Below are 22,758 nucleotides of genomic sequence, written 5' to 3' on the forward strand. Positions count from 1 at the left end.
TATGAGCCTGAGCGATTTGATGATGGTGCTCCCGATTGCCTTTACTCTTGTATGGGCGTTGGTGCTCCTGCTGATAGATTTGTGGCTGCCGCGTGAACGGCAGGGGATTCTGGCACTGCTGACGGCATTGGGACTGGCGGTTGCCTTGGGGCTAGATCTGGCTCAGAGCGGGCGAAGCGGTAGTGCGTTTAGGGATATGGTGGTGCTGGATAACTTCGCGGTCTTCCTCAACGCACTTTACCTGATTAGCGGTCTGATTGCTCTGGCGCTGGGCTACGACTATCTCAAGCGGATGGAAATGGAGCGAGGCGAATTTTATGCCCTGCTCCTTTTCTCCATTGCCGGGATGATGTTGCTGACCCAGGCGAATCATCTGATCCTTGTCTTTCTGGCTTTAGAGTTTCTTTCCATTCCGCTGTATGTGCTGGCGGGTTTTGCTCGACCCCGCCTCGAATCGGAAGAGGCCGCTCTGAAGTACTTTCTGCTCGGTGCCTTCTCCTCGGCCTTTGTGCTGTATGGCATTGCACTCGTCTTTGGCGCAACGGCCAATGCCAGTTTGACGGGCGTGATTGAGGCGGTACGCAGCGGAAGCGCTGAGGTGGGCTTTCTGACCGCCGGGGCAGTGATGCTGCTGGTGGGCTTTGGTTTCAAGGTGGCAGCAGTGCCTTTCCATGAGTGGGCGCCAGATGTCTATCAGGGCTCGCCCACTCCGGTGACCGGTTTTATGGCGGTGGCAACCAAAGCGGCGGGTTTTGCCGTGCTGATGCGCATTTTCCTGAATCTCTTCCCTGGCCTTGCCACCAGCCTGACCCCGATTTTCTGGGGTATTGCGGCGCTGACGATGATTGTGGGAAACCTCCTTGCTCTGGCACAATCCAACATCAAACGATTACTGGCTTATTCCAGCATTGCGAATGCGGGCTACCTGCTGATGGCGTTTGTGCCCTATGGAAACGCCCAGGTGGCCGGTCAAGCCATTTCCTCTATGCTTTTCTATCTTCTGGCCTATGGGCTGACCACCTTTGGGGCCTGGGCAGTGGTAGTAGCGCTGGAGCAGGCGGAAGGTCGCGGGCTGACATTGGAAGATTACGCCGGGTTAGGACCCAAGTATCCCTGGCTGGGCGTGACGATGCTGATCTTCATGCTCTCTTTGACCGGTGTGCCCCTGACGCTGGGATTTTGGGGCAAGTTCTTCCTATTCCGCACGGCGGTGGCTGCTGGTTATGTAGACCTGGCCATTATCGGGTTGCTGACTTCGGTGATTTCGGCGTACTACTACCTGCGGATTGTGGTGATCATGTACATGCGTGCGGGTGAGCCCCGGGTGCGCCGGGATGGCTGGCTGAACCTGGTAGCCATTGGTACAGCGGCGGCAGTGGTGCTGCTTAGCGTGGTGCCGGTGCAGATGTTGGAACTGACGGCGCGGGCCGTACTGCACTTGCCCTAGGGGATTGCGGTATAATAAAGACGCAACGCCCCCGTAGCTCAATCGGATAGAGTAATGGACTTCGAATCCAGAGGTTGCGGGTTCGAGCCCCGCCGGGGGCGCTCCTCCACAAGCAAAGCGGCTTTTCGCCTAGAATGTTGCTAAGACGGTTACCTGACCTCTATCCGTTCAGAGAGATCGGGTGGCTGTTGCTTTATGAGCCAATGCTCATGCGCTGATCTTGCGTAGAAATCTGAGCACGGTTTGGATGTAAGGACGGTAGGCTTCGCGGTGAATGCTATGGCCAGCCTCGGCAAAGTGCACCACCTGGACGTGAGGCCATAAGGTTGCTACCTCTTTTGCCACCTCTGGTGTGATCAACCCGCCGCGTTCGGGCGCTGCCGTGAGCAAGAGTCCTGGACATTGCAACGCGCGTACCACCTCGCGCCAGGGACGCCGCGGTTCCATCCAGCCGTTAAGGGCTTCTGGGCGCAATTCGTGCTTGGCTTTGGCCCACTGAAAGCGTTCGCTTTCATCCCAGGTAGGGTGGCGCGCCTGGCACAAGGCCATCAGGTCGTCAATGGAGCGCTCTCTGTTGGCCAGCAGGTCATCACGGATTTGGGTATACTGAGGCGATTGAGGATCCAGGTGATTCAGGGGAAGATGGTCCCCCCAGGGAGGGTCTTCTAGCACCAGTCCGTGAACCAGGTCGGGTCGGTTGGCGGCCAGGCGTGCGGCGACATCGGCTCCCATGGAATGGCCAATGACCACAGGGGGGGTCAGGTCCAGAGTTTGGATCAGTGTCTCCACATCCCGCGCCTGGACCTCCGGGCCTACACCCTCAGGACCGATCCCGGAGGAGCCATGCCCACGTGCGTCGGGGAGAATGACGTCGAATTCCTCTTCCAGTGCCAGGGGGACACGGTTCCAGCACAGGGCGTTGTCGGAAAAGCCGTGCAGGAGGATGACCGGTGGTTTCTCGCCGCCGGTACGATAATAGGTCAGGCGCATCTGGCCAATGGTTATGTGACCGTAAAACAAGCGTGGCATAAGCGCTCCAGATCAAGCGAGATCTATCTCTAGTATACCTGCAATTTTGGGGCGAGAGGGTGGCAAGGGACGGGATCTTAGGAAAAACCGGCCATGCAGGATTGACTTGAAAATGATTTTCATTTATAATTAGGGCAATGAATCTACCACCCTTGAATCTCACAGAGGAATGGCTGGACCGGCTCCAGGCTAGCGGTTATCGCCTGACACAGCCCCTGCGTCGGATTGTGGAACTGCTGGTTGCCAGTCCGCGCGCGCTCGGCCCGATTGAGATCTATGATCTGGTGCGTGTGCACTACCCCAACCTGGGCCTGGTGACCGTCTATCGGACGTTGGAAAAACTGGAGGCACTGGGGCTGGTGCAGCGGGTGCACCAGGAGGATGGGTGCCATCGCTATCTCCGCGCAACCCAGGGGCATCAGCACCTGTTGATCTGCACGCGTTGTGGGCGAGCGACGTACTTTGCTGGGGATGACCTTTCGCGCTTGATCCGGCATACCGAGGAAGAAACCGGATACCTTGTCCAGGATCACTGGCTCCAACTTTACGGTCTCTGCCCGGCCTGTCGGCAGTAGAAGGTCGTTTTTAATGTCTGTTGAAAATGATATTCATTTTTATGGAGGTGTTTTATGAACCAGCGTTTCTTCCTGCGTTTGCGTAATTGCGTAGCCATCTGGAGCCTCATCCTTGTTCTGGCGGCCTGTTCCTCCGCTGGGCAGCTTGTTACCACTTCGGAGGCTCCTTCATCCCAAAAATTGCAAGTGGTTGCGACCACAACTTTAATCGGCGATGTGGTCAGGCAGGTTGGTGGCGAACATATTGAGTTGCAGGTGCTGTTGCCGGTAGGGGCCAATCCGCATAGTTTCGAACCGGCGCCGCAAGATGCCGCCAAACTCTCTCAGGCAGATCTCATCTTTGCAAACGGCCTGGACCTGGAGGAGTTTCTAGAGCCGCTGATCGAGAGCGCGGGTGCAGCGGAGCGGGTAGTGTATGTTTCAGAGGGCATTGAACCCTTATCTCTGGCCGAAGAAGAACCTGCTCAAGAGGCGGAGTCTCATGCCCATTCCCATGGCACGAGCGACCCGCATGTCTGGATGGACCCCAATAATGTAATGATCTGGGTGGAGAACATTGAAAAAGCGCTCAGCGCCAACGACCCGGCGCACGCCACGGCATACGCGGCGAATGCCCGGGCTTACCGGCAGGCATTGCAGGATCTGGATGCCTGGATTCGCGAGCAGGTAGCGCAAGTGCCCCCAGAAAAGCGCAAAATCGTCACGGATCACCTGGTCTTCGGGTATTTTGCCCGGCGTTATGGGTTTGAGCAAGTAGGGGCGGTGGTGCCTGGCTTTAGCACCTTGGCGGCGCCCTCGGCACAGGAACTGGCGAGCCTGGAGGCCCAGATCCGGCAGTTGGGGATTAGGGTGGTTTTTGTGGGTACGACCGTTAACCCCGTTCTGGCCCAACGCCTGGCGGAGGACGTGGGAGCCGAGGTGGTGACGATTTATACCGGTTCGCTTAGCCCGGCGGGAGGGCCCGCGGCGACGTACCTTGATTTTATGCGCTATAATGTCCTTGCGTTGGTCAGCCACCTGAGGTGAAATTTGCACGGGATAAGGGAAAGCCTATGACCCTGATTCGTGAGATTCGACAGGCACGCTGGTCCCTCAATGGGTATCGCGCCGTCCATGACACTGCTCGGCCCATTGTTCGGGCGGTGGACTTAACGGTTACCTATGAGAGCGGGCCGGCGCTCGATCGGGTTAGTTTTGAGGTCTATAAAGGTGAGCGCTTGGCGGTGGTTGGGCCGAATGGGGCCGGTAAAAGCACATTGTTCAAAGTGATTGCCGGCATTCTCCAGCCCACGGCCGGACGAATTGAGATTTACGGCGGGGTGCCAGGTGAGCACATTTGCGTGGCGTATGTGCCTCAACGCTCGGTGGTGGATTGGCGCTTCCCGGTAACGGTTTACGATGTGGTCATGATGGGACGTGTGGGACGGATTGGTCTGCTCCGCCGTCCTGGGCGGGAGGATCATCAGAAAGTGCAGCAGGCGCTGGCACGTGTGGGTTTGAGCGATTTCGTGTCACGTCAGATCGCCCAGCTTTCTGGGGGGCAGCAGCAGCGCATGTTCCTGGCACGCGCGTTGGCCCAGGAGGCTGAACTGATGCTTCTAGATGAACCCTTCACTGGGCTTGACCTGCCATCCCAAAATGATTTATTGGATCTGCTGGAGCGTTTACAGCGCGAAGGAATCACCCTCATGATCTCATTGCACGATCTGAACCTTGCTGCTCAGCACTTCACCCGTGTTATGTTGCTCAATCGTTCTTTGATTGCGTTGGGTTCCCCGCAGGAAGTTCTGAACACGCAGACCCTGCTGGCGGCCTATGGGGGGCAGTTGCACATTCTGAGCGAGCAAGTGGGACAGGTGGTCTTAGGAGATACCTGCTGTGATGGAGGGGAACACGGTGCTTGACGTACTGCTGCAACCGTTTCAGTATGCCTTCATGGTGCGAGGGGTGCTGGCTGCCATTTTGGTGGGGGTGGTCTGTGCCGTCGTAGGCACATTTGTGGTCCTGCGGGGCATGGCGTTCTTTGGTGATGCACTGGCGCACACCATTCTACCCGGCCTGGCGGTGGGTTACCTTGTGGGGGGCGGCTCGCGGGAGGCTCTTTTCTGGTGGGCGCTGGGAACGGCGGTGCTCAGCGCGGTTTCGATTGGCACCCTCAGCCGCAAATTGCATCTGAAAGAGGATACCGCCATCGGCATCATCTTCGCGGGGATGTTTGCGTTGGGTGTGGCGCTGATCTCATCGGTACGCAGTTATTCGGTAGATTTGGCCCATTTCCTGTTCGGTGATATTCTGGCCGTGCGCGCGAGCGACCTGGCGCGGAGCGCCATTTTTGGGGGCACCGTGTTGCTTTTGCTTTATGCCTTCTATAAGGAATTTGCGGTGCTCTCATTTGACCCGATCCTGGCGGCCACACTGCGCTTGCCGGTCCATCTTTTGGATTTACTACTCGTAATTCTAATTGCCGTGGCCATCGTGGTTTCGTTGCAGACGGTAGGTGTGGCGCTGATGGTGGCTATGCTGGTCACACCTGCGGCGACTGCCTCGTTACTCACCCGCCGCCTGCCGCTGATCATGCTGTGGGCAGCGGTCATCGCCGCCTTCTCGGGGGTGATCGGACTATACTTTTCGTATTATTTCAATATTGCCTCTGGGGCCGCCATTGTATTAACCTGCACCTTGATTTTCATTCTGGTTTCCTTTATGCGGGCCGTACGGGAGAAGTTGATCCGTGTCTCGGTGGCGTAAGGGGGTCACCTTCAAGTGGGTTTGCAGATGATAAGACTACGCAAATAGAACCGCCAGGATGTGTCCATGTTAGATGTTCCAACCCTATTGATCGCCCTGGCATTTCTTCTGGCGGCCCTACTCTATGCTTCTGTTGGGCATGGCGGGGCTTCGGCTTATCTGGCGGTAATGGCACTGGCAGGAATGCCTCCCACGGTGATGCGCCCAACCGCTTTGATCTCGAATATGCTGGTGGCCGGGGTTGGGGCTTATAAGTACATGCGTGCAGGTCGCTTCTCGTGGAGGGTGTTCTGGCCTTTTGCCATCACCTCGGTGCCGATGGCCTATCTGGGAGGTAGCATTCATCTGCCTGCGCATTATTTTGAGGCTTTGCTGGGAATTGCACTTTTCTTCGCGGCACTGCGCTTATTGGTCAAACCGGGTGGAGTTGCTGAGACGTTGCGTCCCTTTAAGTGGGGATGGGCGTTGGGAATTGGTGCGGTGCTGGGGTTTGTTTCGGGGTTGATTGGCATTGGTGGTGGCATCTTTCTCAGCCCCCTGCTGATTTTCCTACGCTGGGCAGAAACGCGTCAGGTATCTGGCATTGCCGCAGCCTTCATTCTGGTTAACTCGGCATCCGGCTTTCTGGGGCTTTTGCAAAACAGCCCTCCACTGCCTTCGGCATTGCCCCTCTGGGCGGTGGCTGTGTTGGCAGGCGGGTGGTTGGGGGCCGAACTGGGTAGTCGCCACCTCAGTCCGCCCTGGATTCGGCGGGTTCTGGGGGTGGTGCTGGTGATAGCGGCTTTGCGAGTTCTGTTAGCCTGATCGGCTGTTTTGTGCCTCAACCTCCGGTTTGCAACAGGCGTGGCAGGATGTGGCGTTCGACTTGCTGGTCGTTGTGGGGGGTGGGTACCTCGTCGAAAAGGTACCAATCTTCGACATGTTCTAGGTATTCGCCGGGAGCAAGCGTGGTTAGTGGGCCCAGGCTTTCCAGTTCAAGCAGGCGCTCGTTGGTGAAAACCTCAACCGTGCAACCCCAGTCGGGATAGGTCGCGTCGGGGTGATAGTCGAAGCGCTTGATGAAAAGGTGGCCTCGGCGGGCATAAGCCGCCCAGCCCAGGGGCGTGTGCAGCCCGATTTTCTGCTCCATGGGACGCAGAGGATCTTGCCGGGCCAGCATGTAGGAGCGTCCCAGCGTCCAACGTGGATCGCTAAGGTCCGTATAGGCCCATAATGCCAGTGCGCTCACGGGTTGCAGATGGGTCTTGTGCGTGCCGCGCGGGGGTAGGGGGAGAATCGCACACCCCCCGGCGGCCATGGCAGTGATAGCCCAGGCAGCCAGGCGGACTTCCCAGACACCCAGATTGTGCAGGCGGTGAATCACGCGCACATGACTTCCCTCGGGGGCCAGCCAGACTTCCAGGCTTTTCTGAATGCCGGTCAGGGCTTCTACCGGCTGGGTGATGCGGACCCCCTCGGAAATGGGCTCGTAGGAGATGGGTTGGTTGTCGGGCACATAGGTGCGAGGATGAACCTCTGGTGCGTGCCACAGGCGGTGTCCGCCGTAAAGGTGCCAGGTGGTAGGGTCCGGTGGCTGTGTCGGATCGAGTACTTCGGCAAATTCGTTTTCACCCTCGAGGAATCCATACCGAATGATGCGTGGGCCGAACCCTAAAGTGATCAACACCTCTACCTTGTCATTGGCCAGACGCAGGCAGGGTCCATAGGGAGGATAAGCCGTTATGTCCATGGTGGATAATGACGCTTGAGAGATAGAGTGAGAATAAGCATTTTTATTATCCTGGTAAACTCAAAGAAGAGCAAGCGCTTTGTATGGCTATTTTGGGGGAGTATTGTGGTAGAATTCGCCAAAATCTTTTTCTGGTTATCTCCTGGGATTTGATGACCCTCTGGATAAGTTAGCGTATAATAAGTTTTATCTCAGGATTTCAACCGTCTCTCATCCTTTGCCAAAGGAGGTGATGGCCCTATCCAGTTGATATGCCTTTTAATTTCCCCAGTTTCCCAATTTGCTAAGAGATAGTACTAAGGAGGAGACAATGTTTGCCAAGAGAGTTTTTGTCGTTCTGGCTGTTCTGACGGTATTAAGCATGGCGCTGGCAGCCTGTCAGCCCGCCGCCACTCCAACTGCTGCGCCGCCTACTCAACCCCCTGCGACCCAACCTCCGGCGACTCAACCGCCAGCCACTCAACCGCCAGCCACGGAGGTTGCCTTTGAGCCGATGAAGTACCCCGAGAATCCCTCCTGTGATTATGGTGGGATTATCAAGGAAATCGCGGCTCTGGATCGGCTGACAGTGCAATTTACCCTCTGCCAGTCGGATCCGGCCTTCCCCTCCAAGGCAGCGTTCTCGGCTTTCTCCATTCAGCCAAAGGAGTGGATTGAGGCCGCTATGGCGGATCGGCGCATCCTTTCCCAGCCGATTGGTACCGGTCCGTTCAAATTGGAGGCCTGGAACCGGGGCGACAGCATTGTAATGAAACGCTTTGACGATTACTGGGGCGAGAAAGCCCAGGTAGAAACACTGGTCTTCCGCTGGAATAAGGAGGCCGCCGCGCGCTTGCTGGAGTTGCAATCGGGCACGGTGGATGGCATTGACAACCCCAGCCCAGACGATTTTGAGGTCATTCGCAACGATCCCAACCTGAAACTCCTCGAGCGCGAGGCCCTCAACGTCTTCTACGTGGGCATGACCAACACCTTCAAGCCCTTTGATGATGTGCGGGTGCGTAAGGCGATTGCCATGGGCATTGATCGCGAGCGCATCGTCAAGAATTTCTTCCCGGCCGGTTCAGAAGTGGCTACCCACTTCACCCCCTGTGCCATTCCCAATGGCTGCACCGGTGATCCATGGTATGAGTTTGATCCTGCCAAAGCCAAGGAGTTGCTGGCTGAGGCAGGCTACCCCAACGGCTTCAAGACCAAGATTTACTACCGCGATGTGGTGCGTTCGTACCTGCCCGAACCGGGTCTGGTTGCGACCGACCTGCAAGCCCAGTTGAAAGACAATCTGGGTATTGAGGCCGAAGTGGTGGTCATGGAATCCGGCGCGTTCATTGAAGAGTCGAGCGCTGGACGGCTGGATGGGCTGTATCTGCTGGGGTGGAACGCGGACTACCCACACATCACCAATTTCCTCGATTTCCACTTTGGGGCGTCGAATCCGCAGTTTGGTAAACCCCATCCTGAGATTTACGAGTTGCTTCAAGAGGCTGCGCGAATTGCTGATCCCAAGGAAGCCGAAGATCTCTATACTCGGGCCAACAACGCCATTCGCGAACTGGTGCCGATGGTGCCCATTGCACACGGTGGTTCAGCGGTGGCTTACCGAGCCGATGTAGAAGGCGCGCACGCCAGCCCGCTGGGCAATGAGTACTTTGCCGTGGTAAAGCCCGGCGACCGCAACACCTTCGTATGGATGCAGAATGCTGAGCCCATCTCGCTCTACTGCAATGACGAGACAGATGGTGAGTCGCTGCGCGCCTGCGAGCAAATGCTGGAGTCTCTCCTTGCTTTTGAGGTTGGGGGTACCGCGGTTAAGCCGGGTCTGGCCACCTCCTGTGATCCTAATGAGGATCTCACGGTGTGGACCTGCAAACTGCGCGATGGGGTGAAATTCCACGACGGCTCCGACCTGGATGCCAATGATGTGGTCATGTCCTGGATCGTTGCCTGGGATGCCAAGCACCCGCTCCACATTGGTAACACCGGGGCTTTCTCCTACTTCTCTTACCTGTGGAACGCTCTGCTTAACGCGCCGCCCAGTGAAGATTAGGCAGAGGTAACCCCTCAAGAGGTTTTGAGCGGGATGGGGAGAAATTGTTCGATCCCCATCCCGCTTCCACCATGCTTTTGGTGAGGGCCTAGCGACCCATGATTCAGTATTCCATCCGGCGTATCCTGGCTTCTTTCCCGGTCCTGCTGGGTATTCTGATTGCCACTTTTGTCCTGGCACGGCTCATCCCCGGCGACCCCTGCAAAGCGATCCTGGGCGAAAAAGCCACCCAGGAAGTATGTGCCCAGTTTGCTGAGCGGTATGGGTTGAACAAGCCCATTTACGTGCAGTTGGGCATCTACATGGGCAACGTTCTACGCGGGGATTTTGGTACCTCCATACGATTCAGTCGGCCGGTGACCACCATCCTGGTGGAGCGCCTGCCCACCACCGTGGAACTGGGTCTGGCGGCAATGACCATTGCGTTGCTGGTGGGCATTCCCGCGGGGATCATTTCCGCCATCAAGCGCAATTCCATTTTAGACGTGGTCACCATGGTCGGTGCCAACATTGGGGTGTCCATGCCGGTTTACTGGCTGGGCTTGATGCTGGCCTATCTCTTTGCTCTGGTGCTCAAAGATACCCCCTTCTGGTTGCCGCCCAGCGGCCGCCTCAGCCCCGGCGTGACTGTGGTGCCGTTCTTTCAGGTTTTTGGCTGGCCGGTGCCCGAGGCGGGCTTTTGGCGGGGGATCCTGGATTTCATCGCCCGGCTTTATCTCTTCAATTCTTTGATCACAGGCAATTGGACTGTCTTTAAAGATGCGTTGACGCACCTCATCCTGCCGGCGCTGGCGCTGAGCACGATCCCGATGTCCATCATTGCTCGTATGACGCGTTCGAGCATGCTGGAAGTGCTGCGTCTGGACTATATTCGCACAGCGCGCGCCAAAGGGCTGATTGAGCGCCTGGTCATTCTTAAACACGCTTTGCGCAATGCTCTGCTGCCGATTGTGACGGTTGTAGGCATTCAGGTGGGCAACTTGTTTGCCGGTGCGGTGCTGACGGAGACCATCTTTGGCCTGGCCGGCGTGGGGAGCATTCTGTTCGAAGCCATTACTGCGCGCGATTTTCCGATCATTCAGGCTTTCACCGTGGTTATTGCAATTGGTTATGTGATCATTAACCTGCTGGTAGATTTGTCTTATGTCTTTATTGATCCTCGTATCCGATTGGAGTAATGCCTGATGACCTCTGCATCGGCCCCCATATCTGTTCGAGCCGTTCGAGATTACCGCGCCAATAGCCTGTGGCGTTTGACGCTGAGGCGCATTTTCCGCCAGCGACCTGCTATTATCGGCATGACCCTATTGGGCATTCTGGTCTTCTGCGCCGTTTTTGCTCCCGTCATCGCGCCGTATGATCCGGAGGCGGTTTTGATTGGTGTGGAGAACGTGCGCCGCCGCGAACCCCCTTGCATTCATTTGCTTGGCTGTCCCAAGGATCGCCCTCAACATTTAATGGGCATTGATGGCAACGTGCGAGATGTGTTCAGCCGGATCATTTTTGGCGCGCGCATTTCGTTGTTCATCGGGATTTCCACCGTCAGTTTTGCCATTCTGGTCGGCACCATCCTGGGAGCCATTTCCGGGTATGTGGGGGGATGGGTGGACCTGGTGATCATGCGTATTTTAGATGTATTGCTGGCCTTTCCGTCCTTGCTTTTAGCCATTGCGATTGTGACGGTCTTGGGGCGCGGTTTGCAGAATGCCCTACTGGCAATCGCGATTGTCTCCATCCCGGTCTATGCACGGGTGGTACGGGCCAGTGTGCTCTCAGTTAAAGAGAATGCCTATGTGCTGGCTTCACGGGCTTTAGGGGGCAGTCATTTTCATGTCCTGCTACGCCGCATTTTGCCCAATGCTATCCCACCCCTGATCGTGCAGGGAACGTTGGGGATTGGCACGGCAATCCTGGATGCAGCGGCACTCTCCTTCCTGGGGCTGGGTGCCCAACCCCCGACGCCGGAGTGGGGCACGATGTTAGGCACCGAGCGCAATCAGGTTTTCACGGCGCCGCACCTGGTTTTCTTCCCCGGCCTGGCGATCATGATCACGGTGCTTTCATTTAACCTCTTGGGGGATGGCCTGCGCGATGCCATTGACCCTCGTCTAAAGCAGGGTTAAGGAGGCCAGCATGAGTGTTAACGACGACTCGCAGCCTTTGCTGGATGTTCGTGACTTGAAGACGTATTTCTTCACCGAGGATGGGGTGGTCAAAGCGGTGGATGGCGTCTCGTTTCGGGTGTACCCGGGAGAAGTGCTGGGGCTGGTCGGTGAATCGGGTTGTGGTAAGAGTGTCACCTCTCTGTCCATCCTGCGTTTGCTGGATGCGCCGGGGAAGATTGTGGGGGGTGAGATCTGGTTTGAAGGGCGTGACCTTTTGCGCCTGAGTGAGCATGAGATGACCCAGGTGCGGGGGAATCAGATCTCGATGGTGTTTCAGCAACCGGTGACCAGTTTGAACCCCGTTTTTAATATCGGCAGTCAGATTGCAGAAGTGATCATGATCCACAATCCCAATGTGAAGAAAGCCGAGGCCTGGCGCGAGGCGGTCAATTTACTGCGTCTGGTGGGAGTACCGGATCCCGAACGACGAGCTTATGCCTACCCCCATGAACTTTCGGGGGGGCAGGCGCAGCGGGTGATGATCGCCATGGCGCTGGCGCTACGTCCTAAACTTCTGATTGCCGACGAGCCGACCACGGCACTGGATGTGACTATCCAGGCGCAAATTTTAGACCTGTTGCGAGGACTGCGTAGCCAATTTAACACAGCGGTCGTTCTGATCACCCACGATCTGGGGGTGGTTGCCGAGATGGCAGATCGTGTGGCGGTGATGTACGCGGGGAAAATTGTGGAAGAGGCGGGTGTGCAGGAGCTATTTGCCAATCCGCTTCATCCCTATACCCGGGGTCTGATTGCTTCGGTGCCGGTCTTGGGGCGTGTGCGAGATTATCTCGAAACGATCCCGGGGAATGTGCCTAACCTGATTGATCTACCGCCGGGCTGTCGTTTTGCGCCGCGTTGCCAGGCTCGTTTGGATTATCAATTGGATATTTGCACCCAAGAGGAACCGGATCTCATTGAAATCGCCCCTGGTCATAAAGTGCGTTGCTGGCTGTATCAAGACCGCGAGATGCACACCGCTCCATTACGCCAGATGGCGCAGGCCAAATCTTCTGTGAGGGATTGATCAAGGTGGCAAACGAAGCCGTATCTCCAAACCCAATTTCTGCAAAAAATGGGCGCGTCTTGTTAGAGGTGCGCAACCTGGTCAAATACTTCCCGGTACGCGGAGGCATTTTTCGCCACGTTGTGGCCTGGGTGAAAGCCGTAGATGATGTCAGTTTCACCATTCACGAGGGCGAGACGTTGGGGCTGGTTGGCGAATCGGGTTGTGGCAAAACGACGGTGGGACAGGCCATTCTACGGCTCACCGAGCCCACCCGCGGGCAGGTGATCTTTGATGGGCAGGACCTGCTCAAGCTCAAGGGAGAAGCCCTCAAACGTGCCCGGCGTAATTTGCAAATTGTGTTTCAGGATCCCTACGGATCCCTGGACCCGCGCCTGCCCATTGAAGAGTCGATTGCTGAGGGACTGCACATCCATGGGATTGGGACGCCTGCAGAACGATTTGAGATTGTGCTGGAGATGTTGCGTAAAGTGGGGATGGAGGATTACCACGCGATGCGGTATCCCCACGAGTTCTCCGGCGGGCAGCGACAACGCATTGGAATTGCCCGTGCTTTGGTGCTGCGTCCCAAGTTTCTGGTGCTGGATGAGCCAGTCTCGGCACTGGATGTGTCCATTCAGGCGCAGGTGCTTAATCTCTTGCGGGATCTACAGCGTGAGTTTGGCCTGACCTATCTCTTTATTGCTCACAACCTGGGGGTGGTGGAGCACATTTCCGACCGGGTAGCCGTGATGTACCTGGGAAAAATTGTGGAAGTGGCTCCCCGAGACGTGCTCTTTGGAAATCCCATGCACCCCTACACGCAGGCGCTGATGTCGGCTATCCCCATTCCCGATCCCACTGTCAAACGGCAACGCATCATTCTCAAAGGGGATGTGCCCAGTCCGCTTAACCCGCCCGCAGGCTGTCGCTTTCACCCTCGCTGCCCGATGGCCATGGGGATTTGTGCGCGCCAGGAACCGGAATTACGGGAGGTTGCACCGGGTCACTTTGTTCACTGTTGGCTCTACCAGCCTCATGAGGCAGAGCCGGTTACGGCCCAAACCGACTAACTGGCCAGAGATGTAGTAATTTGTCCTCACCCAGGCTGAGCAGATAGCGGCCATCGGGTGAGAAGGCCAGCGCCGTCACACTCCCATTGTGAGCAGTGAAGGGGGGCAACCACTGCTGACTGCTCACTCTGAGCAGATAGATCTCACTGCCGATGCCCAGGGCCAGCCATTGGTCATCCGGGCTGATGGCAATCGCATTGGCAATTTGAGGTAAGGCCAGTTTGGCTTTGGCGGTTCCGTTGCGGGCATCCCACAAGGTGAGCAGGGGGACGAATTGATCGTTGAGCGTGCCCCCCGCCACTGTTGCCACCAGCGTGGCATCGTGGTTGACAGCAAAGACGGCAATGAAATCCTCGTGATTGAGTGCCGGGCTGAGGGTGCCGCTGGTAGCGTCTTGCAGTTGAAGGGTACCCCGGGCATACCAGACCACGTGCAGCACGTCCGGCGCAAAGATGACGTTGTACACCGGTGCTGCCGTTTGAAAGCCCGTGAGCCGCAAGCCGGGTTGGCCCGAGGCCACATCCCAAATGGTGGCGGCAATTTCCTGTGTTGAGCCGATGAGCAGCAGACTGCCATCAGGAGAAAAGGAGGCGGTGTAGATCTGTCCATCCGGCTGCAGGGTGTGCCGCACCTCGCCGCTGACCAGGTCGCGCAGGGTCAGGGTGATGTTATCCGTCGTGATGGCGAGTGTGCGCCCATCGGCAGAGGCATCCAGAACGGAGGTGGGAGGCGAGTACGCCAGGTCGGCCAGGGATTGCAAGGTGTTGGCATCTATCAGGGTAACCTGTTGTTCTGCCAGGACCCAGAAGGCGCCCGAATCAGTACGCCATACGGCGCGGAAGGGGTAAGCCGGTATGCTGGCGGTGCGGGCTCCTAGCGCCTCTTCCGGGGCGGGTGTGGGCGAAGGGGTTGGGGTGGGGATGGGTGTGGGAATGGGCGGGAGCGTCGGAATACGGGTGGGTTCAGGAGTGGGTGTGGGAGTGGGGGGTACAGGTTGGCCCCCACAGCCAACTGCCACAAAGAGGAAAATCCATAACAGGAATAAGCGCAATTGAGGAGATCTCATGGGGCCACCGTTTCCTGAGACAAGAAAATTTCTGAGAGACAGAGATGCAGTGATTATACTCCGGGCGGAGAAGGGAGGTCGGGAGGTACCGCTGTGACCTCGGCCTTGGTGTGAGCATTGCTCTGTAAACGCTCGCGGTAAAGAATTTCTTCCAACAGTTTGCGGTTGAAGTTGATTAGATCAGCCACCAGGCCAATGAGAATGGTCTGGAATCCTACAATGAGAAGCACGGCCCCCAGGATGAGGGATTGGATATTTCCGCTACCGCGCCCTTGAATGTAAAAAATGAGAAAGCGCACCAGGGGTACCATCCCCAACGCGATCAGCGCCAGTCCGATGGTGGTGAAGACGCGAAGCGGGCGGTACATGGTGTAGGCCCGCACGATGGTAACGGCGGAATTGAGCAGATAATCCCCAATTCCCTTCATAAGGCGGGAGGGGCGGCGAGGAGGGTTGGTGCGAACCGGGACACTGGTGATGGCGAAGCGATGATTGCCGGCCTGGATCAAAGTCTCCAGGGTGTAGGAGTAGTGGCTGAGGACATTTGTGCGCAGCGCCACTTCGCGGGTCATGGCGCGGAAGCCGCTGGTTGCATCCGGGATGGGGATACCCGCCGCGCGCGAAACGACCCGGCTGCCCCAGGTCTGCAGGCGGCGTTTGAGCGGTGAGAAGTTGGGCTGCTCGGCCACCCCGCGATCCCCGATGACCAGTTCGGCCTCTCCCCGCAGGATGGGGGCAATAAGCGTCGGGATGTCCTCGGGCTTGTACTGCTCATCGGCGTCGGTGTTAACGATGATATCGGCTCCCAGGCGCAGGCAGGCATCCAGCCCAACTTTGAAGGCCTCGGCCAGCCCGGCGTGGCGCTTCAGGCGGACGATGTGATCGGCACCCGCGGCACGGGCAACCTCGGCCGTATTGTCTGTGCTGCCATCATCTACCACCAGCACCTCAACCCGTTCAATGCCTTCGATGCGGCGGGGCAGGTTGCGCAGTGTGGTGGGCAGTACCTCGGCTTCGTTGTAGCAAGGGATCTGGATGATCAACTTCATAGGAATAAATCTTCCGTTACCCTCGAAGGGAAAGTCTGGTAAAAGTATATCACACGCTTGGGGCAACCCATTCGAGTCTGGATAAAGAGACGGTGCATTTTGAAAAAATAAGAGTATCCAAAAAGTTGTCTGGTGGCAAGAAATGCCTCCGCGAGGGTTTTCGGCTATAATGAAGACGGTTGATTTCTCTCAGGAGCCGACAATGCCCAGGGGACGTCTTTGGTTATTTGCCTTCTTTGCCGCGCTATTTCTGACTGCCTGCCGTGTTGTTTTAGAAACCCCTGTACCCCCTCTTCCCGGCCCTGAGGTTGGCGCACCAACCTTTACGGCTTCTCCCTTTACCCCTACACTTACACTCACCCCTACGCCGTCTCCCACTCCTGCGCAGACCCTTCTTCCCACCGAGACGCCGGTGGTGCCGGAGCAAGGTGCCTACCCGGCTCCGCTGGCAAATGGGCTGCTGGCCACACCAGGGACAGGCGTGGAGGGCTTGAGCCTTCTCAGCACGCCAACGCCTGCCGCTCCCATGCTAATGGTGCAATCTGCATCGCCTGCTTTTATCCCGGCTTTCCGCTATGCCAGCCTGGGATGTAACTGGATGGGGGTGGCAGGGCAGGTTTTTGGTGCCGGGGGTAACCCGCTCCCCAACCTGGTGGTTAGTGCCAGCGGTAATGTGGCTGGGCAGAGCGTGGATGCCCTGGGATTCACCGGCCTGGTAACCGATTACGGTCCAGGGGGGTATGAGATACAACTCGCCAATCGTGTGGCACCGGCTATTTTTTGGATTCAGGTTTATGATTTGCAAGGTGCTCCTTTGAGCGAGGCGCAGATGTTCCAAATGGGGGACGACTGCGCGAAAAACCTGGCCATCATTAATTTTGTGGCAACGGGCTACCTGGACAATCGCCTTTACCTCCCGTTGGTAGGCCGATGAACCACGGTGTCCGCAAAAGAGGTAAGGCGCTTTGAGCCTTGAGATTGTGTACCTCAACTTGTCATTACGCTCATATTATGATAAGATAATTTCGCAAAGCGGCGACATCCTCGAGCAGGAATTCCTCCAAATGAGGGCTTCCTGTTATTTAACTCTAAGGACAGCAAAATAGGACCCGAACTCCCAACCCACAAAGGACACAGGAACCGAAAGGGAAAGGTGCCATGCATAATACATTCCTGACCCGCGAAGGCTATAAAAAACTTCAGGAGGAACTTGAATACCTGCGCACGCAACGCCGCCAGGAAATTGCCCAGCGCCTGCATGAGGCTATGGAGGGCGGTGAACTGATTGAGAATGCCGAGTATGAGGCGGCAAAGAACGAACAGGCTTTTGTGGAAGGACGCATTAAGGAACTGGAAATCCTGCTGGCCACAGCCCGGATTGTGGACGAAGTCCCGGCTGCAGACACGGTACAGATTGGCTCGCGGGTAACAATCCAGGAGGAAGGCAGTGATACTCCGGAGGAGTACGTCATTGTTGGAGCGGCCGAGGCCGATCCTACGGTGGGAAAAATCTCCAACGAATCTCCGCTGGGTAAGGCCTTGCTCAACAAGAAGGCCGGCGATATTGTGCAGGTGGATGCGCCGGCGGGTTCGTTCACATTCCGCATCCTCAAGGTCGAATGAACCAGGGGTAGCCAGAACGCCCCGCCCGAAGCGCAAAACCGGTAGGGCGGGGCTTTTTTATGAGCCGTGTGACATGATGATTACCTGATGAGGGTTTGCCAATGGAATTATCTGAACTGGAAAAAATACGTTTGAAGAAAGTATTTGAGTTACGTGCGGGAGGAATTGAACCCTATCCAACCCGCGCCAACCGCACCCATACATCTCAAGAGGCCATCGCCGCATTTGAGGCCGCTGAGAAGCAAGCCGATCCTGCGCCGGTAGAAGTAACCCTGGCCGGACGGCTGCGTGCCATTCGACCGATGGGCAAGGTGGTCTTTGCTCACATTGAGGATGGCGCAGGCCGAATCCAACTTTTCTTCCGTGTTAACGAACTGGGCGAGGATCAACTGCGTCATTTCACCGAGTACTTCGACCTGGGCGACTTCATCGAAGCCTTTGGTGTGATGTTCCGCACCCGCACAGGTGAGGTGACCCTGCACGTTCACCGTTTTCGGATGCTGGCTAAGGCCATTTCTCCCCTTCCAGCGGCCAAAGATGAGGTGGTGGATGGTCAGATCATCCGTCATGCCACGCTTAGCGATCCCGAGTTACGCTACCGCCAGCGTTATGCCGATCTGGCTGTCAATCCGGAAGTGCGTGAGATCTTCCGCAAGCGGGCCGCCATTGTGCGTGCGCTACGGGAATTCCTGGATGAGCGGGGGTTTTTGGAAGTAGAGACTCCGATCCTGCAGCCGATTTACGGCGGAGCGGCCGCACGTCCCTTCATCACCTACCACAATCAACTGAAACAACAACTGTACCTGCGCATCTCCTTTGAACTCTACCTGAAACGTTTGCTGGTTGGGGGCTATGAACGGGTTTATGAGATCGGGCGTGATTTTCGCAACGAGGGTGTTTCGTTTAAGCACAATCCCGAATTCACCCAGTTGGAATTCTACATGGCCTACGCCGACTACCTCAAGGTGATGAGCCTGACTGAGGAAATGCTGGCTTATGTGTGTGACCGCGTTCTGGGTACGCGCCAGGTTACTTTCAACGGTCATGTGATTGATTTCAATCCTCCCTGGCGTCGCATTTCCTTGCGTGAGGCCTTGATTGAGGCGGTGGGGATTGACATTGCTCAGCATCCGACCACCGAAAGTCTGGCTGAGGCCATGCGCCAGAAGGGGTTGGCGGTCAAACCGAATGCGCCGCGGGGAAAATTGATCGAAGGCATGCTGGGCGATTTTGTTGAACCCAACTTGATCCAACCCACATTTATTTACGACTACCCAAGGGATATCTCGCCCCTGGCAAAAAACAAGCCCGATGATCCCAATACGGTGGAGCGCTTTGAGGGCTATGTCGGAGGCATGGAACTTTGCAATGCCTTCACCGAACTCAACGATCCCCTGGAGCAGGAGAAGCGGTTCCTGGAAATGGGGCGCACCTATGAGGCTGAGGATGAAGATCGTCATCCCATGGACGAGGATTATCTGCGGGCGATGGCTTACGGCATGCCGCCAAATGGGGGATTTGGGATGGGGGTGGATCGTCTGGTTATGCTCCTGACTGACCGCCGTTCCATACGCGAGGTCATTCTCTTCCCGCATCTGCGGGAACGCGAAGATGACTGAAATTGGCGTTTGCATTCGTGGGCGAAGGCGTGGGGTACTTCGCCCACGAATCTTAAAAATAAGCCTGCACCACTTGACATAGAACATACGTTCCTCTATAATAAAGCCAAATTGTAAATAGAACAGACGGTCCATTAATAAATGCCCAAGGAGGAAGGGCCATGGTCAAACCCAGAAACGGGCTGAGCGAGCGCCATAAGCGTATTTTGCAATTTATCGAGAGTTACCGTCAGCAGAATGGATATGCCCCCTCTATTCGCGAGATCGGGGATGCCATTGGTGTGGGATCTACCTCACTGGTCAACTACTACCTCGATCAACTAGAACATTTGAAATACATCCAGCGGAATCGTTCCATTTCACGGGCAATCCGGGTTTTGCGTCCATTACCCGAAAGCAACGGTCGGCGAGGCAATGTTCTGCAAACCCTGCGCGAGGACTTCCTCGCCTTCCCTCTAATTGGGCGTATTGCCGCCGGTGTTCCCTTACCCGCGGTGCCTCAGGAAATCACTGAAGATTACGAGATGGTCCACGTCGCCACCAGCGATTTTCCGGCCCGTGTGCGCCGGGAGAATGTGTATGCGCTGGAAGTGCAGGGCGATTCCATGATTGATGCGCTGATCTACGACCAGGACATCGTCCTGGTGGAATATGCCCAGGATGCGAATAAGGGCGATATGGTGGCGGTGTGGTTTGATGACACTAATGAAACCACGCTGAAGTATTACGAACCCGAATACGACCGCTACGGCCGTTTACGCAGTGTAACATTGCGGCCTGCCAACCCCACTATGCAGCCGATCAAGGTGGAAAATCGCCCTTTGCGGATTCAGGGCAAAGTGGTCATGGTGATTCGGAAATATCGTCAGTAGCGCCGCGAGTTGCTTCAAAGCCCGGGGGATCGTCATCGCGCCGTCGGCGCAGAATCACGCTCAGCGTTCCACCAATGACAATCAGCACCAGGATGACGCTGCCCAGGATAATGCCATTGGTCTGGGTGGTATTCTCCAGGTATTCAGCGGGCAAGGGGGTTGCCAGGGCTTCACCTTCATTCTCCATGATCACTGGTGAAGGGGTGGCTACAAGCGTGGGGGTCGGCGCCACTGGCGAGTTCAGGGCAGGTGGGGCCGGGGTCTTCCAGGCCTGGGCGCCGATGAGAAAGGCCAGAATCAGGAGAAAATACAAGCCAAAGCGCAGGGAAGGGGGAAGAGAAGAAGGAAAGTCTCTCATCGTGACGTTCAGGGACGGCGGAGTTGCTCCACAGCAGCCGTTGCCGCTGTGACCGGATCGGCTTGCTGCTTGAGCACTTGTTGGGTGGCAAACGAGAGCACCGGACGCAGGCTGTCTAAAACCGGGTTGGGAGGAGGAATGTGAGCGCTCAGAATGATCTGGCTGAGCGCATCCCGGAGATTGGCGTCGTTCCAGGCATTCAGGACGCTCAGTCGGGTAGGCAGATAACCCGCAGCCTGGGACCAGGGCGCCAGGAATTCTGAGGCACTCAAATAGGCCGCCAGGCGCATGCTGAGACTGCGCCGCTGGGGGTCAGGATCGGCAATCGCCCACATCCATCCGTTGGCAAGAGTGTAGGGGTTTCCACTCAAGGCTGGAATTGGGTGAATGACAGCATCCGTGGGCAAGTCTATGAGGTAATTACTGCTCCAGGTAAGCGCCCCATCTGCTCGACGTTCCAGGAAGGTTTGCCAGACCTGCCCATCGCTCTGCAAGGTAGTAACCCAGTTGGGGAAGACACCCCGACGGGCGGCTTCGGCAAAGAGGGTAAAGACTTCGGTCAGAGGTTCTTGTTCCAGGGTAGGCAGTCCCTGACCATTTTGTACTTTTCCTCCCGCACCCTGGTAAAGAACCAGGGGGGTTAGCGCATCGTTGCCAGCGAAAGCAACAGCGCGCCCACGCGCGAGCAGTTCGTCCCAAGAGGCAGGGGGTGCCCCCAGTGCTGTTGGACGATAGACCAGAGTATAGGCATCACCGGCGAAAGGCAGACCGTAAAGGCGCTCCTGAATGGTCCCCAGGCTGCGGGCATATCCCAGCCAATCTTGGTCCAACCCCTGGGGGAAGGCCTCATCCAGCGAGTAGATCAAGCCTTTAAGTGCCGCGTTTTCCAGGTCGGCGCGGTTGAGAGCGATGACCCCAGGAACGGCTGCCGGGGCTGCTGCGGCCGCGGCGGCCAGCGAATCCAGTAATCCACCCGGCCCACTACTGGTTTTGACGCGCACCTTCACGATCACGCCCGGATTCTCGCTCATGAATTGGATGAGGCGTTGCTGGAGTAACTGGGCGGCGGGGGTTTCGTTGGCTGGATCGAATGGCGGGGGAAGCCATAGGGTGATGACCGCCGGTGCCGTTACTGAGGAGGACTCAGTCGGTGTGGGAGGCAGGGTAGGGGTGGTGGGGATCGGCAGGACCGGCGTTGGGGTGGCCGTGGCCCTACCGACCGATAATGTCCAGGGTAGGGCTTGACAGGCAAGCAGCAGCCCCCCGATAATAAGGATCATAACCCGGGCGATCCAGCGCCGTATCCTGGAATCTGCCAGTTTCATCCTCAACACGCTCAGGCCAGGTTCACCGGCTGGGAGAGCAAGGCCACCAGCAGGGATACTGCATTTTGCACATCGTCGTAATCCACCATTTCAGAAGGAGAGTGAATGTAACGACAGGGGATGGACAGACATCCGGAAATCACGCCAGCACGGGTTAACTGGATGGCACGCGCATCGGTACTGCCGGCTTCCAGGACTTCCAGTTGGTAAGGGATGTGGGCTTTTTCAGCCATCTCGACCATCCAGCGCACGACCCGTGGATCGGCCAGCATGCCACTATCGCGGACTTTGATGGCGGGCCCTTTGCCCAGTGCCACGGCCATCTTCATCCCCTTTGGAGTATCCCCGGTGAGGGTGACATCCACGGAAAGCCCCAGTTCAGGGTCTATTCCAAAAGCGGCGGTAGCGGCGCCGCGAGTTCCTACCTCCTCCTGGGTGCTGAAAACGAAATAAACCTCGTGGGGGGTTGTTTGCAAGCGGCGCAAGGCCTCAATCTGAACCGCACAGGCAATGCGGTCATCCATGGACTTAGCTACCAGACGCTTGCCCAGATCGAGGAACGGGCGCTCAAATGCAGCTACATCACCCACTTTGACCGGACAATCCTCTTTGCTGGTGGCGCCCACATCAATGAAGAGCCGATCAAAACTGTGCACACGTTCCATGCTATCGAGTTTCTCGCCGCCGATCACACCGCGTACCCCATTGACGAATTGCACCCGTCCACCCAGGCAGGTATGGGGGCGCACTCCGCCAATGGTGGTAAAGCGCACAAACCCATCCTCCTCAATATGGGTGGCGATGACGCCGATTTCATCCATGTGGGCAGCGGTCATGATGCGCAATCCCCCTTCGCGCTTTTGCCCTTTGCGAACGATCAGGTTGCCCATGGCATCCACGCGAATTTCATCGGCGTAGGGGGCCACTTCTTCCTTGATCAACTCACGGATGGCTTGTTCATACCCCGAAGGGCCAATGGCTTCAACCAGTTTGCGAATTAAGTCTTTCATGGTGTCTCCTTGCGGGC

Annotated in this window: 22 protein-coding genes and 1 tRNA gene; 16 read left to right on the top strand and 7 right to left on the bottom strand. The window is 56.9% G+C overall.

All coding sequences use genetic code 11. The features are described from left to right. Position 1 precedes the first annotated feature (1 nt). Together SE15_RS09595 and SE15_RS09600 are read left to right on the top strand one after the other, a co-directional pair. Positions 2–1,447 (top strand): NADH-quinone oxidoreductase subunit N, encoded by a 1,446-nt coding sequence (locus tag SE15_RS09595; RefSeq protein WP_054521905.1) that lies wholly within the window; start codon positions 2–4, stop codon positions 1,445–1,447. Positions 1,448–1,474: 27 nt separating this feature from the next. Then, a tRNA-Arg gene (locus tag SE15_RS09600) sits at positions 1,475–1,548 on the top strand. A gap of 106 nt (positions 1,549–1,654) precedes the next feature. Here SE15_RS09600 and SE15_RS09605 read toward each other — a convergent pair. After that, positions 1,655–2,476 (bottom strand): alpha/beta hydrolase, encoded by an 822-nt coding sequence (locus tag SE15_RS09605; protein ID WP_054521906.1) that lies wholly within the window; start codon positions 2,474–2,476, stop codon positions 1,655–1,657. 137 nt (positions 2,477–2,613) lie between these two features. On the opposite strand from SE15_RS09605, the gene SE15_RS09610 reads away from it, so the two are divergent. The 5 genes from SE15_RS09610 to SE15_RS09630 all read left to right on the top strand — a co-directional run bounded on the left by SE15_RS09610 (position 2,614) and on the right by SE15_RS09630 (position 6,603). Then, positions 2,614–3,051: a Fur family transcriptional regulator gene (locus SE15_RS09610; RefSeq protein WP_054521907.1), complete on the top strand. Its 438-nt coding sequence runs from the start codon at positions 2,614–2,616 to the stop codon at positions 3,049–3,051. Between the two features lie 54 nt (positions 3,052–3,105). Then, a complete protein-coding gene (locus tag SE15_RS09615) occupies positions 3,106–4,077 on the top strand; it encodes a metal ABC transporter solute-binding protein, Zn/Mn family (RefSeq protein WP_054521908.1) in 972 nt (323 codons plus the stop codon). Between the two features lie 26 nt (positions 4,078–4,103). Continuing rightward, positions 4,104–4,955: a metal ABC transporter ATP-binding protein gene (locus SE15_RS09620; RefSeq protein ID WP_083461859.1), complete on the top strand. Its 852-nt coding sequence runs from the start codon at positions 4,104–4,106 to the stop codon at positions 4,953–4,955. After that, entirely contained in the window at positions 4,948–5,799 is an 852-nt protein-coding gene (locus SE15_RS09625) for a metal ABC transporter permease (protein ID WP_054522472.1), read from the top strand. The genes SE15_RS09620 and SE15_RS09625 overlap by 8 nt, the downstream gene beginning before the upstream one ends. A gap of 66 nt (positions 5,800–5,865) precedes the next feature. Continuing rightward, positions 5,866–6,603: a sulfite exporter TauE/SafE family protein gene (locus SE15_RS09630; RefSeq protein ID WP_054521909.1), complete on the top strand. Its 738-nt coding sequence runs from the start codon at positions 5,866–5,868 to the stop codon at positions 6,601–6,603. 16 nt (positions 6,604–6,619) lie between these two features. Here SE15_RS09630 and SE15_RS09635 read toward each other — a convergent pair whose 3' ends face one another. Then, positions 6,620–7,528 (bottom strand): hypothetical protein, encoded by a 909-nt coding sequence (locus tag SE15_RS09635; RefSeq protein ID WP_054521910.1) that lies wholly within the window; start codon positions 7,526–7,528, stop codon positions 6,620–6,622. 310 nt (positions 7,529–7,838) lie between these two features. Between SE15_RS09635 and SE15_RS09640 the strand changes: the two genes are divergently transcribed. The 5 genes from SE15_RS09640 (at position 7,839) to SE15_RS09660 (ending at position 13,819) form a co-directional block, all read left to right on the top strand. After that, positions 7,839–9,575, top strand: a complete 1,737-nt coding sequence (locus SE15_RS09640; RefSeq protein WP_054521911.1) for an ABC transporter substrate-binding protein — start codon at positions 7,839–7,841, stop codon at positions 9,573–9,575. A 98-nt stretch (positions 9,576–9,673) separates the two neighbouring features. Next, positions 9,674–10,753: an ABC transporter permease gene (locus SE15_RS09645; protein WP_054521912.1), complete on the top strand. Its 1,080-nt coding sequence runs from the start codon at positions 9,674–9,676 to the stop codon at positions 10,751–10,753. 6 nt (positions 10,754–10,759) lie between these two features. Further along, positions 10,760–11,698: an ABC transporter permease gene (locus SE15_RS09650; protein ID WP_054521913.1), complete on the top strand. Its 939-nt coding sequence runs from the start codon at positions 10,760–10,762 to the stop codon at positions 11,696–11,698. Between the two features lie 10 nt (positions 11,699–11,708). Beyond that, the gene (locus SE15_RS09655; protein ID WP_054521914.1) at positions 11,709–12,767 is read left to right on the top strand and encodes an ABC transporter ATP-binding protein; all 1,059 of its coding nucleotides are present in this window, start codon (positions 11,709–11,711) and stop codon (positions 12,765–12,767) included. Positions 12,768–12,772: 5 nt separating this feature from the next. Continuing rightward, positions 12,773–13,819 (top strand): ABC transporter ATP-binding protein, encoded by a 1,047-nt coding sequence (locus SE15_RS09660; protein WP_330218235.1) that lies wholly within the window; start codon positions 12,773–12,775, stop codon positions 13,817–13,819. Here the strand turns inward: SE15_RS09660 and SE15_RS09665 are convergent. After that, positions 13,800–14,885 (bottom strand): WD40 repeat domain-containing protein, encoded by a 1,086-nt coding sequence (locus SE15_RS09665; RefSeq protein WP_054521915.1) that lies wholly within the window; start codon positions 14,883–14,885, stop codon positions 13,800–13,802. The genes SE15_RS09660 and SE15_RS09665 overlap by 20 nt on opposite strands. A 53-nt stretch (positions 14,886–14,938) precedes the next feature. After that, positions 14,939–15,934, bottom strand: a complete 996-nt coding sequence (locus SE15_RS09670; RefSeq protein WP_054521916.1) for a glycosyltransferase family 2 protein — start codon at positions 15,932–15,934, stop codon at positions 14,939–14,941. Positions 15,935–16,136: 202 nt separating this feature from the next. Here SE15_RS09670 and SE15_RS09675 point away from each other — a divergent pair, with 202 nt between their 5' ends. The 4 genes from SE15_RS09675 to lexA all read left to right on the top strand — a co-directional run bounded on the left by SE15_RS09675 (position 16,137) and on the right by lexA (position 20,048). Beyond that, on the top strand, positions 16,137–16,868 hold the full coding sequence (locus SE15_RS09675; protein WP_054521917.1) for a hypothetical protein: 732 nt from the start codon (positions 16,137–16,139) through the stop codon (positions 16,866–16,868). Between the two features lie 224 nt (positions 16,869–17,092). After that, on the top strand, positions 17,093–17,557 hold the full coding sequence (gene greA / locus SE15_RS09680; protein WP_054521918.1) for a transcription elongation factor GreA: 465 nt from the start codon (positions 17,093–17,095) through the stop codon (positions 17,555–17,557). 101 nt (positions 17,558–17,658) lie between these two features. Further along, positions 17,659–19,176: a lysine--tRNA ligase gene (gene lysS, locus SE15_RS09685; protein WP_054521919.1), complete on the top strand. Its 1,518-nt coding sequence runs from the start codon at positions 17,659–17,661 to the stop codon at positions 19,174–19,176. Positions 19,177–19,337: 161 nt separating this feature from the next. Beyond that, on the top strand, positions 19,338–20,048 hold the full coding sequence (gene lexA, locus SE15_RS09690) for a transcriptional repressor LexA (RefSeq protein WP_054521920.1): 711 nt from the start codon (positions 19,338–19,340) through the stop codon (positions 20,046–20,048). Here the strand turns inward: lexA and SE15_RS09695 are convergent. The 3 genes from SE15_RS09695 to SE15_RS09705 are packed head-to-tail and all read right to left on the bottom strand — an operon-like array spanning position 20,020 to position 22,741. Further along, a complete protein-coding gene (locus SE15_RS09695) occupies positions 20,020–20,406 on the bottom strand; it encodes a hypothetical protein (RefSeq protein WP_054521921.1) in 387 nt (128 codons plus the stop codon). The genes lexA and SE15_RS09695 overlap by 29 nt on opposite strands. 8 nt (positions 20,407–20,414) lie before the next feature. Next, the gene (locus tag SE15_RS09700) at positions 20,415–21,731 is read right to left on the bottom strand and encodes an ABC transporter substrate-binding protein (RefSeq protein ID WP_083461860.1); all 1,317 of its coding nucleotides are present in this window, start codon (positions 21,729–21,731) and stop codon (positions 20,415–20,417) included. Positions 21,732–21,742: 11 nt separating this feature from the next. Continuing rightward, positions 21,743–22,741, bottom strand: coding sequence for a M42 family metallopeptidase (locus SE15_RS09705; protein WP_054521923.1), 999 nt, complete (start codon positions 22,739–22,741; stop codon positions 21,743–21,745). Between the last annotated feature and the right edge of the window lie 17 nt (positions 22,742–22,758).

This window comes from Thermanaerothrix daxensis, assembly GCF_001306145.1.
Classification (GTDB): domain Bacteria; phylum Chloroflexota; class Anaerolineae; order Anaerolineales; family Anaerolineaceae; genus Thermanaerothrix; species Thermanaerothrix daxensis.

Coding starts and splice junctions, on each gene's coding strand:
- SE15_RS09595 (WP_054521905.1), top strand. CDS start 2: ATGAGCCTGAGCGATTTGATGATGGTGCTCCCGATTGCCTTTACTCTT.
- SE15_RS09605 (WP_054521906.1), bottom strand. CDS start 2,476: ATGCCACGCTTGTTTTACGGTCACATAACCATTGGCCAGATGCGCCTG.
- SE15_RS09610 (WP_054521907.1), top strand. CDS start 2,614: ATGAATCTACCACCCTTGAATCTCACAGAGGAATGGCTGGACCGGCTC.
- SE15_RS09615 (WP_054521908.1), top strand. CDS start 3,106: ATGAACCAGCGTTTCTTCCTGCGTTTGCGTAATTGCGTAGCCATCTGG.
- SE15_RS09620 (WP_083461859.1), top strand. CDS start 4,104: ATGACCCTGATTCGTGAGATTCGACAGGCACGCTGGTCCCTCAATGGG.
- SE15_RS09630 (WP_054521909.1), top strand. CDS start 5,866: ATGTTAGATGTTCCAACCCTATTGATCGCCCTGGCATTTCTTCTGGCG.
- SE15_RS09635 (WP_054521910.1), bottom strand. CDS start 7,528: ATGGACATAACGGCTTATCCTCCCTATGGACCCTGCCTGCGTCTGGCC.
- SE15_RS09640 (WP_054521911.1), top strand. CDS start 7,839: ATGTTTGCCAAGAGAGTTTTTGTCGTTCTGGCTGTTCTGACGGTATTA.
- SE15_RS09645 (WP_054521912.1), top strand. CDS start 9,674: ATGATTCAGTATTCCATCCGGCGTATCCTGGCTTCTTTCCCGGTCCTG.
- SE15_RS09650 (WP_054521913.1), top strand. CDS start 10,760: ATGACCTCTGCATCGGCCCCCATATCTGTTCGAGCCGTTCGAGATTAC.
- SE15_RS09655 (WP_054521914.1), top strand. CDS start 11,709: ATGAGTGTTAACGACGACTCGCAGCCTTTGCTGGATGTTCGTGACTTG.
- SE15_RS09665 (WP_054521915.1), bottom strand. CDS start 14,885: ATGAGATCTCCTCAATTGCGCTTATTCCTGTTATGGATTTTCCTCTTT.
- SE15_RS09670 (WP_054521916.1), bottom strand. CDS start 15,934: ATGAAGTTGATCATCCAGATCCCTTGCTACAACGAAGCCGAGGTACTG.
- SE15_RS09675 (WP_054521917.1), top strand. CDS start 16,137: ATGCCCAGGGGACGTCTTTGGTTATTTGCCTTCTTTGCCGCGCTATTT.
- greA (WP_054521918.1), top strand. CDS start 17,093: ATGCATAATACATTCCTGACCCGCGAAGGCTATAAAAAACTTCAGGAG.
- lysS (WP_054521919.1), top strand. CDS start 17,659: ATGGAATTATCTGAACTGGAAAAAATACGTTTGAAGAAAGTATTTGAG.
- lexA (WP_054521920.1), top strand. CDS start 19,338: ATGGTCAAACCCAGAAACGGGCTGAGCGAGCGCCATAAGCGTATTTTG.
- SE15_RS09695 (WP_054521921.1), bottom strand. CDS start 20,406: ATGAGAGACTTTCCTTCTTCTCTTCCCCCTTCCCTGCGCTTTGGCTTG.
- SE15_RS09700 (WP_083461860.1), bottom strand. CDS start 21,731: ATGAAACTGGCAGATTCCAGGATACGGCGCTGGATCGCCCGGGTTATG.
- SE15_RS09705 (WP_054521923.1), bottom strand. CDS start 22,741: ATGAAAGACTTAATTCGCAAACTGGTTGAAGCCATTGGCCCTTCGGGG.